Origin of the sequence: Streptomyces sp. NPDC012466 (assembly GCF_042955215.1) — a bacterium.
Classification (GTDB): Bacteria; Actinomycetota; Actinomycetes; order Streptomycetales; family Streptomycetaceae; genus Streptomyces.
Genome location: NZ_JBIBEQ010000005.1, coordinates 276,967 through 289,925 on the forward strand (window position 1 = coordinate 276,967; position 12,959 = coordinate 289,925).

The 12,959-nt window shown below is 72.5% G+C and carries 9 protein-coding genes; 4 read left to right on the forward strand and 5 right to left on the reverse strand.

The window, feature by feature from the left end; genetic code table 11:
- Window positions 1-232 precede the first annotated feature (232 nt).
- Entirely contained in the window at window positions 233-1,696 is a 1,464-nt protein-coding gene (locus ACFY9E_RS20305; RefSeq protein ID WP_390985725.1) for an arabinose isomerase, read from the reverse strand.
- 2 nt (window positions 1,697-1,698) lie between these two features.
- Entirely contained in the window at window positions 1,699-2,985 is a 1,287-nt protein-coding gene (locus ACFY9E_RS20310) for an MFS transporter (RefSeq protein ID WP_390985727.1), read from the reverse strand.
- A 208-nt stretch (window positions 2,986-3,193) separates the two neighbouring features.
- Between ACFY9E_RS20310 and ACFY9E_RS20315 the strand changes: the two genes are divergently transcribed.
- A complete protein-coding gene (locus ACFY9E_RS20315; protein ID WP_390985730.1) occupies window positions 3,194-7,135 on the forward strand; it encodes a glycosyl hydrolase in 3,942 nt (1,313 codons plus the stop codon).
- On the opposite strand, the gene ACFY9E_RS20320 is transcribed toward ACFY9E_RS20315, so the two are convergent.
- From ACFY9E_RS20320 to ACFY9E_RS20330, 3 genes are all read right to left on the reverse strand, one after another.
- Entirely contained in the window at window positions 7,132-8,151 is a 1,020-nt protein-coding gene (locus tag ACFY9E_RS20320; protein ID WP_390985733.1) for a substrate-binding domain-containing protein, read from the reverse strand. The two genes, ACFY9E_RS20315 and ACFY9E_RS20320, sit on opposite strands and share 4 nt — an antisense overlap.
- 240 nt (window positions 8,152-8,391) lie before the next feature.
- A complete protein-coding gene (locus ACFY9E_RS20325; protein WP_390985734.1) occupies window positions 8,392-9,660 on the reverse strand; it encodes an MFS transporter in 1,269 nt (422 codons plus the stop codon).
- Between the two features lie 96 nt (window positions 9,661-9,756).
- On the reverse strand, window positions 9,757-10,188 hold the full coding sequence (locus ACFY9E_RS20330) for a MerR family transcriptional regulator (RefSeq protein WP_390985737.1): 432 nt from the start codon (window positions 10,186-10,188) through the stop codon (window positions 9,757-9,759).
- Between the two features lie 77 nt (window positions 10,189-10,265).
- Between ACFY9E_RS20330 and ACFY9E_RS20335 the strand changes: the two genes are divergently transcribed.
- The 3 genes from ACFY9E_RS20335 to ACFY9E_RS20345 are packed head-to-tail and all read left to right on the forward strand — an operon-like array spanning window position 10,266 to window position 12,958.
- Window positions 10,266-11,117, forward strand: a complete 852-nt coding sequence (locus ACFY9E_RS20335; protein ID WP_390985739.1) for a methyltransferase domain-containing protein — start codon at window positions 10,266-10,268, stop codon at window positions 11,115-11,117.
- A 51-nt stretch (window positions 11,118-11,168) separates the two neighbouring features.
- The gene (locus tag ACFY9E_RS20340; RefSeq protein WP_390985742.1) at window positions 11,169-11,879 is read left to right on the forward strand and encodes a ThuA domain-containing protein; all 711 of its coding nucleotides are present in this window, start codon (window positions 11,169-11,171) and stop codon (window positions 11,877-11,879) included.
- Entirely contained in the window at window positions 11,849-12,958 is a 1,110-nt protein-coding gene (locus ACFY9E_RS20345) for a Gfo/Idh/MocA family oxidoreductase (RefSeq protein ID WP_390985745.1), read from the forward strand. Before ACFY9E_RS20340 ends, ACFY9E_RS20345 begins: the two co-directional genes overlap by 31 nt.
- Window position 12,959: the final 1 nt, after the last annotated feature.

Consider the following 12,959-nt stretch of genomic DNA (forward strand, 5'->3'; position numbering starts at 1 on the left):
CGCGCAGGCGGATCGTTTCACCGGACGGGGATGGATAGGGGCTCCTCCTTCAGGGGCTTTGACGAGCGGTGTCGTGCGCCTCTAGGCGCCTCCCAAGGCCGCGGCCGTGAGCGTGGGGCGCGGCGGCCCGGGCGGTGCCGCCAGCCTCACACGCCCCCCGCGCCCGGCACCATCGGTGCCCGCACCCACATCCGGGTGGGGGCGACACCCATCCCCGGCGAGGCGCGGTCCGTCACACCTGCCGGTGGTCGATGCCCAGCAGGCTCGCTGCCGCCCGGAAGTCGGCCGTGTGGCGGCCGACCGTGAGGGACCAGTGGTGGCCGACGCCCGTGTCACTCCAGGCGTCGACCCATTCGCCGGGGTCGCGGCCGAAGTCGACGCGGCTGGTGGTGTTGCCGATCTCCAGCAGCGGTCCCGGTACGACGGTGCCCTCCGAGGTGACGAACGACAGGCTGCCGTCGGCGTCCTGGCCGAGGCCGAGCAGGGTGACGGGCCCGTGCCGGACGTCGAACTCGACGCTCACGCCCCAGCCGCGCTTGCCGTGGTAGACGCCGAGGCCGCGCAGCAGCGGGGCGCGGGCGCCGACCGCAAGGTGGGCCGGGCCGTCGTGGCCCATCTCCACCACGCCGTCCTCGAAATCGAGGGCCTGGATCTCGGTGAAGGAGCCTCCGGCGCCGATGCTCTGGGAGGCCAACTGAGCGACGGACGTGCGTAGTTCGTACTCACCGGCCGCGGGCACGCCCCGGGCGGTGAGCAGGGAGGCGCCGAGGATCATGCCGGCCCCGAGCCGCTCGTGCAGTTCGCCGTCGAGGCCGCGGTGGTAGTAGGCGAGGCTGTCGAGCCCGAAGTCCGCGACCAGGCGGTCCAGGGCGACGGACACGGTCGCGCCCCAGGCGAAGTCCTCTTCCCGCACGCTCTCGTCGAGGGTGAAGATCTGCCGGGCGAGCGCCATCCGTTCCCGGGTCTCCGCCTCGGTCACCCGCTCCACGCGGTGCCTCAGGTCGTCGAACTCCAGCACCTCCACGTGCGAGCCGAACGTGGTGGCCAGCAGTGTCGGATCGGTCTGCACGTCGAGCATGCCCGGATACACGTGCCCCATGAGGCCGTGCCGGGCGTGCCGGAGCGCGGCACGGATGTGCGCGGCCCGGATCCACTGCTCGATGCGCCGCCAGGCGGACTCCTGCCGCAGCCAGCCGGACACCGACCGGAAGGGGATGCCGGCCCGCCGGAAGACGTTGCCGACCTCCGGGACGGGGCACTGCCCGCAGTAGGCCAGCCAGGCCCCGGTGTCGAAGGAGGCGTGGTCCATCTTCTCGGACGGCTGGAGGTCGATGACCAGGACCGGAGTGTGCGAGCGCTGGGCGATCGGCAGCACCATCGACGACGTGAGGTACGTGGTCAGGAACAGCACGATCAGATCGCAGTCGGCCCTGCGCAGTTCCTCGGCGGCGCGGGCGCCTTCCCGGGCGTCGGAGACGAACCCGGCGTCGGTCACCTCCGCGCCCATCTCCCGGAGGCGGTCGGCGACATGGGCGGCCGACTCCTTGAGTTGCGGGAGGAGGCCCGGGAACTGCGGCCAGTAGGTTCCGAGTCCCCCGGCGACCAGCCCGATCCGGGTGCGGCGCCGGGTGACCGGCGGGAGCAGGTCGCGCAGGGCGGCGGCCCGGACGGCCGTGTGATCCGCGGTCGTTGACATGGTCAGTGCTCCTTGTCGGCAAGGCCGGCGGGCCAGGTGCTGGGGACGTGCGGCTGCGCTCCGTCCCGCACCGCGCTCGCGGAACGCGGGACCAGGACGCGGATGATGAACACACCCGCCACTGCCGCCGCCGTCATACAGGCGGTGATCGTCCAGAGCAGGACGGACGGGCTGTGGTCGGCGAGGGCGGGGGTGAAGAACGCGGCGACGGCGAAGACGCCCCGGGACAGGGCGTAGGTGAGGCCCTGGGTGGTGCCGCGGGTGTCTGCGGGCAGTGTGAGCTGCGACCACACCTTGTAGTTGGCCTCTCCGGCGAAGGGGTTGGACAGCTGGTAGAGCACGAAGAAGACGAGCATGCCGACGAGTGCGCCCGCGGTCAGGGAGGCGATGACGAAGGCGAGGATCTGCACCACCGCGGCCACGTGGAACAGCCGGTCGCGCCAGGGGCTGTCGGCGACGCGCACGAAGGCGAAGGTCAGCAGCACGCCGATCGGGATGAACGCCAGGTTGATCCCGGTGGCCAGGCTCTGCGAGGCGTCGCTGACGGTGACGAGCAGATAGGTGCCGAACTGGCCGAAGGTGTTGGCCCCGAGGCCCCAGGTCACGTAGAAGACGAACGTCGCGGCCATCGGGAGCAGGGCGGCGCGGGTCCACACGCTCGTCAGGGCGGGGCCCTGCGGGGCGGTCTCCGGGTCGGACTCCGGGGCCTCGTCGGGCAGTTCCAGCCGGGACCGCAGGGCCCAGGTGAGGAGGGCGGCGACGGCCAGTTGCCCGGTGATGAGCCGGGCCCCGGTCATGCCCGTGGTGGACAGGACGAAGCCGAGGAAGATGGCGACGGCGATGCCCAGCATCCACATGACCTGCGTGAACGCCACGAGTCTGCCCCGGGCCCAGGAGGGCGCCGCGTCCGAGACCACCGCGAGGGACGTCGGCAGGTCGGCCCCGGCCGCGAGCCCGGCGACGAGGACGCCGATCAGCAGGGTGATGTCGTCCGGCGCGAGCGTGATGACGAGGGCGCCGATGGCGAAGCAGAAGATGTCCCAGTTGTAGACGCGGCGGCGCCCGAAGAGGTCGGCGAGCCGTCCCCCGACGAGGGATCCGACGGCGATGCAGCCGGTGACGATGGCGCTGATCGCCCCGGCCATCCACACGCCCATGGAGTAACTGTCGCGGTAGATGGCCAGGTTGACGGAGATGCTCACGATCAGCCCGGCGTCGAGGTAGGAGGCCATGCCCGACAGGGCGGCGGCCTTCCAGAGCGGTGGGGGGATGGGGCGGTTACCGGCCATGATGCGACTCCGTCGTCTGGTGACATCGCGGTTCCGGGGGCCTGGTCGCAGCGAGGATAGGGCGAGAAAAACGTTGCAACAAGGTGTCGCGCACGTGTGGGTGACGTGGGGTCGGCATTCCAGGTCACGTCCCGGGATATGGCGTGACCGCTCCAGCTCGCCTACGGTGAAGGCGGTCTGAAAACGTTTCAGGGGAAGGACCGCGTCCGTGCTCTCCCCCGCGCTTCGGCAGCTGTTCGAGAACCCGCCCCGCGACTTCGGCCCGACTCCCCTGTGGTGGTGGTCGGGTGGCAAGGTCACCCGCGAGCGACTCGCCTGGCAGTTGCGGGCGTTCGCGAAGGGCGGGGTGCACAACCTGGTCGTCATCAATCTGGCACCGGCCGGCCCCACGTTCGGGGCACCGGCGGACGATCCGGCGTGGTTCGGCGAGGAGTGGTGGGCACGCTTCACCGACACCTGCGAGATCGCGGCGGAGCTGGGCACCCGTCTGTGGTTCTACGACCAGATCGGGTTCTCCGGAGCCAATGTGCAGGGCGGTGTGACCCGGCGTCATCCCGAGGCGGCCGGGCTGGCCCTGCGCTGCCGTGACGTCCGCGTCTTCCGGGGCTCGGTGGCTCTGGGGGATGCCGAGACGCCCCTGGCCGCGTACGCGCCGGGGGGCCGGCGGCTCGATCTCTCCGTCGACGGGCGGATCGCCGCCCCCGACGGGAGCGAGGCGCGGCTCGTCACCGCCGTCCCGACGGCGTTCGACTATCTGGACCCGCACGCCGTGGACCTGTTGATGGACACGGTCCACCACGCGTACGACCGCCGCGTGCCGGAGTACCTCGGCACCGTCATCGCGGGCAGCTTCCAGGACGAGCTGCCCGGCACCAACGCCTGGAGCCGTCGTTTCGCCGACGAGTTCCGCGCCCGGCGCGGCTACGACCTGCTCGACCACCTGCCGGCCCTGTTCGGCACGGACGCCGGCGTGCCGGAGGGGAAGATCCGCGCCGACTACTACGCGGTGCGCGCGCAGTTGACGGAGGAGGCCCTGTTCCGGCCGCTCGCCGCCTGGCACCGCGAGCGCGGCCTGCTGCTGGGCAGCGACCAGAGCCACCCCGCCCGCGCGGGCTACCCGGCCCAGTCGACGCAGATCTACACGGACTACTTCCGCACCCACCGCTGGTACGGCGCCGCGGGCAGCGACCACCACGGCGACGCCAAGGTGCACTCCTCCATGGCCCACCTCTACGGCCACGAGCGCGTCTGGATCGAGGCGTTCCACTCCTCGGGCTGGGGCGGCACGCTGGAGGACACCTACGACTGGCTGCTGCCGTTCCTGCGCAGCGGCGCCAACCTCTACAACCCTCATGCCAGTTACTTCGGCACGGCGGGCGGCTGGTTCGAGTGGGCGCCGCCGTCCACCGACTGGCGCCAGCCCTACTGGAAGCAGTACCCGGCGTTCTCCCGGGCCGTGGCCCGGATCTGTTCGATCATGTCGTGGGGCGGCTACGCGGCCGAGGTGGCGGTGCTGCACCCCACCGCCACCATGCAGGCCCTCGTCCCGCTGGACGCGCCGGTCCAGCACTTCGGCGACGGGCGGCTGGGCGACGGCCACGCCCGCGCCGACGAGACCCAGCGGCACTACCTGGACCTGTGCGGCACCAACAACTGGCTCGGGCCGCATGCCGGTGCCCTGGACCGGCACGGCATTGCCTTCGACGTCGTCGACGACGACTCGGTGCGGCGCGCCGAGGCCGCGGACGGCGCCCTGCGGATCAGGGACCTGGCGTACCGCGCGGTGCTGCTGCCCTCGGCGAGCGTGCTGGAGGAGGAGACGGCACGGCGACTGGCCGAACTGCTGGACGCGGGAGGGCGGGTCGTGGTCGTGGGCCGACCGCCCGCCACGGCCGCGGGCCGGTCCGGTGACGACACGGTCGTTGCGGCCCTGCTGGCCCATCCCCGGCTGGAGCGGGTGGGCGGCCCCGAGGCCGGCGCCGAGGCGGTGGCCGACGCGGCCGGGCACGCGACGGGTGAGGTACCGCTGCTCGTCCGGCGGCAGGGGAAGGAGGCGGTGGCACTGGTCACGGCTGCCTTCCCGGAGATCGGCACGCATCCGCTCCGGCCGCGCGGCTCCACTCCCGAGCCCGTCCGCACCTCGTCCGTCACCGTCCGGGCGGGCGTCGCGGAGGCCGAGGTCTGGGACCCGGCGACCGGCTCGCGCACCCCGGCCCGCGTCACCGTGTCCGACGGCGGCGCCCTGTCGACCATCGAGGTGCCGCTGGACGGGGCACCCGCGGCCCTGGTCGTCTGGCGGGAGGGCCGTCCGGCGCCGACGCCTTCCCCGACGGGGAGGGCGGTCCGGGTGCTCGACCTGTCGGCCGGCTGGCACGGCAGGCTGGTCCCCACGATGGACAACACCTGGGGCGATCTGGCGCTGCCCGCCGGGACGTCCGTGGAGGAGCCGCAGATCTGGACCATGGAGTGGACCGGGGGTGGGGCGTGGCAGCGGGCCCGGGTCACCTACGGCAACCGGGTCCGGGTCCTGCCCCCGGTGCCGCTCGATCGGGTTCCCGAGCCGCTGGACGCGGTGTGTGCGCAGCGGGTCCTGGCCGGTGAACTCCCCCTCGTGCCACCGGAGTCCGGCTGGGACGTCGGGGTGTACTCGTCGAGCCGGGGCATCCCGGACCAAGGCGGGTTGCTGGGCACCAAGGGTCTGGTGAACGAGGAGTTCGTACGCGTCCCCGTGCCGGTCGGCGCGACGGCCGCCCGGGTGCGGGTGATCGTCGAGACCGGACGCCGGGGGCCCGCCGAGCTGCACGTCGGCGCGGAGGCGGTCAAGCGGGTGTGGTGGAACGGGGAACCGCTCGACCTGGACGGCGGCTACGTCGCCTCCGCCCGGGTCACCGTGGTCCGCGACCGCAACGTGCTGGAGTACGAACTGTCGGGCGCCCAGGACCGGCCCTCGACGATCTCGGCCGCCGCCGGCACCCCGCTCGGCAGCTTCTTCTGCCTGACCGAGCCGGGCGGGCTCGGGCCACGCCCGCGGTTCATGCGCCCGCCCGACGGGGTCCGGCCCGACAGCCGGATCGGCTATCGCGCCCGGTTGCGGGTCCCGGCCGGGGACGCGCGGACCGTGCTCGTCGTGGGCGCCGCCTCGGCGGTGACCGTGCTGCTCGACGGGGAGGTGGTGGCGCGCCAGGAGAAGGTGGAGTACTACGAGGCGGACTGGGGCGCCGTGCCGATGTTCTTCCGTCACGAGCCGCGGATCGGGGCGGGCGAGCACACGCTGGAGGTGGTGGCCGACAGCGCCGATGTCCGGGACGCGGTGTTCGTCGACCTGGTGGCACGGTCGGGGTCCGGGGTGACGTCCCTGGTCAGCGGTGCCGGCTGGGAGGCCGAGACGGGCGCGTGGCGGGGCCGGACCGTCGAGGACGAGCGCAGACGGGGCGAGTTGCAGCACTGCCACGCCGCCGTACGTCCGCACCCGCTGCCGGACACCGCATGGCTCAACGGCCGTCCGGTGCCCGGCGGGACGGTATGGCCGTCACGCTCCACCGATGACGTCCACGTGGCGCCGCAGCGGTTCCGGTTCACCGTTCCGCCGGGAACGGTGTCGCTGGAGCTGCCGCTGGCGCTGCACGCGCGGGTGCGGGTGGGGGGTGGAGAGGAACTGGTCCTGACGGGCGATCGGTTGACGCTCCGGGCACCGCTTCCGGAGCCCACCCCGGTCGAAGTGGTCACCGAGCCCACGGCGGTCCTGCGGGGCGGCTCCGCCTGGCGGGGGCCGGTACGGGTGCGGACCGTGCCGGCGCCGCTGGCGCTGGGCGACTGGCGCGAGCAGGGGCTGGGCGGTTGGAGCGGGGGCGTGACGTATGCGCGGGCGGTGGAGGTGCCGCCCGGGTGCGATCCGGTGCTGGATCTCGGGCGGGTGCGGGGCAGTGTGGAGGTGTCGGTCGACGGGGAGTTCGCCGGTGAGGCGTTCTGCGCGCCCTACCGCTTCCAGTTGCACGGTGCCGCCGGGCGGACCGTACGGCTGGAGGTGACGGTCCACGGCACGCTGGCGCCGTATCTCGCGGAGGCCACACCGACCGCCTGGGCCTTCGCGTCCCAGTTGCCCTCGGGGCTCTTCGGGCCGGTGACGCTGCGGATTCCGGCCGAGGGCTAACCCTCGGAGGACGGCCGGGTGGAGGCGCGACGGACGAGGCCGGGGGCGAAGACGCGGGTTTCGTGGAGGTGGTCCGCGCGGGCCTCGATCTCGTCGAGCAGCATCTCCACGGCCGCCCGGCCGAGGTCCTCGACCGGCTGCCGGACCGTCGTCAGGGTCGTCGCCCCGAAGGTCGCGACATCGAGGTCGCCGTAGCCGACGACCTGCACGTCGTCGGGGATGCGCACGCCCCGTTCGGTGAGTCCCCGGCACAGGCCAGCGGCGAGGAAGTCGTTGGTGCAGAACACCCCGTCGGGCAGGTCCTTCAGCCCGTGGGCGATCTCCGTGCCGTACGCGACGGTCATCCGTTCGGCGACGACCTGGTCGAGCCGGGCCTCGCGCCGGCTGCGCACGGCCTGCCGGGCGCCCTGGTAGCGGTCGGCGCACTGCCGTATGCCGCGCTCGCCGTTGACGACGAGGAGGTCGCGGGCCCCGCTGTCGAGGAGGTGCCGTACGGCGATGCGGCCGCCGGCGATGTCGTCGACGGAGGCGGAACAGCCCTCCCGGTCGGGCATCGCGCGGTCGGCCAGGACGAGCGGGATGCCCCTTTCCCGCAGCCGGGCCAGCCGGCCCGGGTCGGCGCTGAGCGGGACGACCACGACTCCGACGGCCCGCTGCTCGACGAGCATGCTGAAGTAGCCCTGCTCCCGTTCCGGGGCGTCCCCGCTGTGGCACAGCACGAGGGAGTAGCCGTGGTCGTAGGCCGCGTCGGCGGCGCCTCGTGCGATGCGCGCGTAGAAGGAGTTGGTGACGTCGGGCAGCACCAGCCCGATCGCGGAGGAGTGGCCGGTGCGCAGACCCGCGGCTCCCGGGTGGGGGACGTAGTCGAGCGCGGCGACCGCGACGCGGACGCGCTCGGCGGTCCGGGCGTTGACCCGCTCGGGCCGGTTGAGCACGTTCGACACCGTGGACACCGAGACGCCGGCGGCGGCGGCGACGTCCTGGATGCGGGCGGGGCGTGCCGAAATGGCCTCCACCCCCTCGCTGTTGCAACCGTGCGACCAGGCACGACGGTGACCTTCATGGGCGCCGGAAGTATATCGCGACCGGTTGTGAAACGTTTTTCGCGCCCGGTGCCCGGTGGGCTCCCCGCCGGGCGGCGGGTCCGTCGTGCGGTCGGCCGGTGCGCGAGCAGATGCCGCCGGTGGTGGTCGGCCGGTGCGCGAGCAGATTCCGCCGGTGACGGTCGGCGACGGCGACCGGTGGGACGCCTTCTCTCAGGACTGCACCGCGCCGGTCGCCGCGCCACTCGGCGCCACCGCGCCGCCGCTCCCGAAGCGGATCCCCTTGGCCTCCTTGCCGAGCGCGCTCAGCAGGATCACCACGGCCAGGGTGGGCACGATGGTCCACGCCATCGCCGACGGATACCCGTGGCGCTCGGCGAGGGCCTCCTGGATCGGCAGGTTGAGCGCGGCGATCAGGTTGCCGAGCTGGTAGGTGACGCCCGGGTAGAAGCCCCGTACGGCGTCCGGGCTCATCTCGGTCAGATGTGCCGGGATGACACCCCACGCGCCCTGCACGCACACCTGCATCAGGAAGGACGACAGCATCAGCCAGCCGACGGTGGTGGACAGCACGAAGAACGGCACGACGACCAGGCCCGCAGCCGCCGCGATCATGATGGTCCGGCGGCGGCCCAGCCGCTCGGAGTACGCCCCGAGCAGCACCCCGCCGATCATGGCGCCGATGTTGTAGACCACGGCGATCGCGATGGACGTGTTCGCCGACAGGTCGAGGCCCTTCTTCACGAAGGTCGGGTAGATGTCCTGGGTGCCGTGCGACATCCAGTTGAAGGCGGTCATCAGCGCGACCAGGTACACGAAGCGCCGCAGCACCTCGGGGTTCCTGAACACCTGGTGCGCGGGTGTGCGGTTGAGTCGGACGCTCTTCTCCCACACCTCGCTCTCCTCCACCCGGCTGCGCACCCACAGCGCGACCAGGGCGGGCAGCAGGCTGAAGGCGAACAGGCCCCGCCAGCCGAAGACCGGCTCGATGACGAAGAACGCCACGGCGGCCAGGAGGTACCCCAGCGAGTAGCCGCTCTGCAGCAGGCCCGACCAGAAGCCACGCCGTTCGGTGGGGATCTTCTCCATGGCCAGGGCCGCGCCCAGGCCCCATTCGCCGCCCATGCCGATGCCGTAGAGCAGGCGCAGCACCAGCAGCACCGTGTAGTCGGGTGCGAAGGCGCAGGCGAAGCCGACGATCGAGTAGAAGACGACGTCGACCATGAGGGGGACGCGGCGGCCTCTGCGGTCCGCCCACATGCCGAAGAGCAGTGCGCCGGCCGGCCGCATCACCAGGGTCGCGGTGGTGAGGAAGGCCATGTCGGTGAGGGAGACGTGGAAGTCGTCGGCGATCTCGCTGTAGACGAGCACGACCAGGAAGTAGTCGAACGCGTCCATCGCCCAGCCGAGGTAGGCCGCCACGAAGGCGTTGCGCTGGTCCTTCGTCAGACCCGCTGCCTGCCCTTTCACGGTTTTCAGCACGGTGGCCTCCCGGAGTTCGCAGCCGAGGCTAGGCACGCGGCGACGGGAATCGGGCAAAGCACGGCCCAGGATTGGACCAAGAGCGCCGACGGCCCGTCAGCGGCGTTCGGGAACCCGCCGTCCCGGCGCGGCGACATCGCCGGACGCCGCCGCGTCGATCAGGCGCCGGAAGGTGGCGCACTCCAGGTGGCTCGGTGCGGGACAGGCGGCGGCGTGCCGCAGGGAGTCCCGCAGGACGCCCAGTTCGCGGATCGTGCGGTCCAGTTCGTCCGCCTTGGCCGACAGTTTCTGCCGGTCGATGCGCGGCTGGCCGTCCGGCGCGAACATCTGCGCGATCTCGTCGAGGGAGAACCCGGCCGTCCGTCCCAGCGCTATCAGCGCCAGCCGCTCCAGGACGCCGGGATCGTACTGACGCCGCAGGCCGCGCCGGCCGGTCGAGGTGATCAGCCCCTTCTCCTCGTAGAACCGCAGGGTCGAGGCGGGCACTCCGGCGCGGTGCGCCACCTCGGAGATGTCCAGGTCTGTCATTGTCTTGACCTCAAGTCGACTTGAAGTAGAACGCTGTCATCCCGTCCCGACGAAGGCAAGCAGAGGGAGAGACGACGATGGATGCCTCACACAAGTCCTACGACGAGCAGGCCGCCCGCTGGAACGGGCCCGCCGGCCATGCCTGGGTGGATCTCCAGGGGCTGCTGAACGAGATGTTCAGGCCCTGGGAGGAGCTGCTCGTCGACGCCGTGGCCGCCGAACACGCAACGAGTGTGCTGGACGTCGGCTGCGGCACGGGAAGCATCACCCGCGCCGTCGCACGCAGGGTGGGTCACTGCGTCGGTGTCGACATCTCCGGCCCGATGATCGAGACGGCCCGGGCGCACGCCGAACAGGAGGGCGTACCGGCGTCCTTCATCCAGGCCGACGCGCAGGAGCACGCGTTCGGACCGGCCGCCTTCGACGCCGTCATCTCGCGCTTCGGCGTCATGTTCTTCAGCGACCCCGTGCGGGCCTTCGGCAATCTGAGGAGCACGGTGAGGGACGGAGCCGCACTGCGGTGCGTCGTGTGGCGGGGCCCCGAGGAGAACCCGTTCATGACGACGGCGGAGCGCGCCGCGGCCCCGTTCCTGCCGGAGCTTCCCGCCCGGCAGCCGGACCAGCCGGGCCAGTTCGCCTTCGCGGACCCCGAGCGGGTCCACCGCGTCCTGGCGGAGAGCGGCTGGGCCGGGATCGACATCCAGCCGGTCGACGCGGTCTGCGCCCTGCCCGAGAAGGAACTCGTCACCTACTTCACCCGGCTCGGTCCGCTCGGCACGGTCCTGCCCGGGGCCGACGAACGGACCCGGGCCGAGATCGTCGAGGTGGTCCGGCCCGCCTTCGACCCCTTCGTGCAGGGCGCGGAAGTCCGCTACACCGCGGCCTGCTGGATGGTCTCGGCGCGGGCCGCCGGCGCGAAACTTTCGTGAGGTCCGGCCCCCTTTTCCGGGCGTGGGCGACCGGCGCACACTGAGATCACGATGACGCAGAAGAGAGCCCTGGTGGTCCGAGGCGGCTGGGAAGGGCATCAGCCGGTCGAGGCCACGGAACTGTTCCTGCCCTTCCTCCGGACCAACGGATACGCCGTCCGGGTCGAGGAGTCGACGGAGATCTACGCGGATGCCGCCGAGATGGCCGGCACGGACCTGATCGTGCAGTGCGTGACGATGTCGGAGATCACGCGCGAGCAGGTGGCGGGGCTGGCCTCGGCGGTCGTGGCCGGTACCGGCTTCACCGGCTGGCACGGCGGCATCGCCGACTCCTTCCGCGCCTCCTCGGATTATCTGCACCTGGTGGGCGGCCAGTTCGCCACGCACCCGGGCAAGGAGCCGTGCGAGCGCCGGGGTGAGGCGGCGGACAACTTCCTGCCCCATACCATCACCCTCACCGATGCCGGCCGGGCGCACCCGATCACGGCCGGCATCGAGGACTTCGCGCTGGAGACCGAGCAGTACTGGGTGCTCCACGACGACCTCATCGACGTCCTGGCCACCACCACGCATCCGGTGCGGCCGTGGGAGCCCTGGCACCGGCCGGTCACCTCGCCGGCGGTCTGGACCCGCCGGTGGGGTGCCGGGCGGATCGTGGTGACGACCCCGGGGCACAGCGTCGACGTCCTGGAGAACCCCCACGTCCGCACCATCATCGAGAGGGGCATGCTGTGGTCGACGCGCACCGCGTCGGGATCGTAGGACTCGGCGTCATCTCCCGCGCGTACCTGGACACGCTCGTGGGCCGTCCCGGTGTGCGCGTCACCGCGGTCGCCGACCTCGACGCCTCCCGGTCGGCGGCGGCCGCCGCCGAACTGCCCGGCGCCCGGGCGCTGTCGGTCGAGGAGCTGCTGAGCAGCCCGGACGTGGACACGGTGCTGAACCTCACCACTCCGGCCGCCCACGCGGAGATAGCCCTCGGGGCGATCCGCCACGGCAAGAACGTCTACGGGGAGAAGCCGCTGGCGGCGGGCCTGGAGGACGCCCGGGCCGTCCTGGACGCCGCCGCGAAGGCGGGCACCGGGGTGGGCTGCGCCCCGGACACCGTCCTGGGCACGGGAGTTCAGACCGCGCGGGCGGCCGTGGAGGCGGGAAGCATCGGGCGGCCCCAGTTCGCCTCGGCCGTGATGGTCACCCCGGGCCACGAACGCTGGCATCCCCACCCGGACTTCTACTACACGGCCGGCGGGGGGCCGTTGCTGGACATGGGGCCGTACTACCTCTCGTCCCTGGTCCATCTGCTCGGGCCGGTGCGTGCCGTGACCGGGGCGGCAGGGAGGTTGCGCTCCGAGCGCGTCATAGGTTCCGGCCCGCGTGCGGGCGAGCGCATACCGGTCGAGGTGGACAGCCATGTCTCGGGAATTCTGGAGCACGTGAACGGGACGCTGACGACGCTCACGACGAGCTTCGACGGCGTGGCCACCACGGCCGCCCCCATCGAGGTCCACGGCGAGAGCGGCACCCTTGCGGTCCCCGACCCGAACCGCTTCGACGGCGAGGTGCGCCTGCACCCGCTCGGCGACACCCGGTGGCGCGCCCTCCCCGTGTCGGCGGGCTACGCGGACGGCGCACGTGGTCTCGGCCTGCTCGACTTCCTCACCGCCGACGGCGAGCGGGCGCCGCGCGCGAGCGGTGAACTCGCGCTGCACGTGCTGGAGACGATGACCGCTCTGCTGCGGGCGGCGGCCGAGGGGCGGCGGATCGAGCTGACGACATCGGCCCGGGTGCCCGCCCCCGTGCCCCTGACGGAGGCCGCGCTGTGGCACGGCCGGACCGCCTGAC

Excerpts from the sequence above, each read along its gene's own strand:
- ACFY9E_RS20305 (WP_390985725.1), bottom strand. The coding sequence starts at position 1,696 with ATGTCAACGACCGCGGATCACACGGCCGTCCGGGCCGCCGCCCTGCGC.
- ACFY9E_RS20310 (WP_390985727.1), bottom strand. The coding sequence starts at position 2,985 with ATGGCCGGTAACCGCCCCATCCCCCCACCGCTCTGGAAGGCCGCCGCC.
- ACFY9E_RS20330 (WP_390985737.1), bottom strand. The coding sequence starts at position 10,188 with ATGACAGACCTGGACATCTCCGAGGTGGCGCACCGCGCCGGAGTGCCC.
- ACFY9E_RS20335 (WP_390985739.1), top strand. The coding sequence starts at position 10,266 with ATGGATGCCTCACACAAGTCCTACGACGAGCAGGCCGCCCGCTGGAAC.
- ACFY9E_RS20340 (WP_390985742.1), top strand. The coding sequence starts at position 11,169 with ATGACGCAGAAGAGAGCCCTGGTGGTCCGAGGCGGCTGGGAAGGGCAT.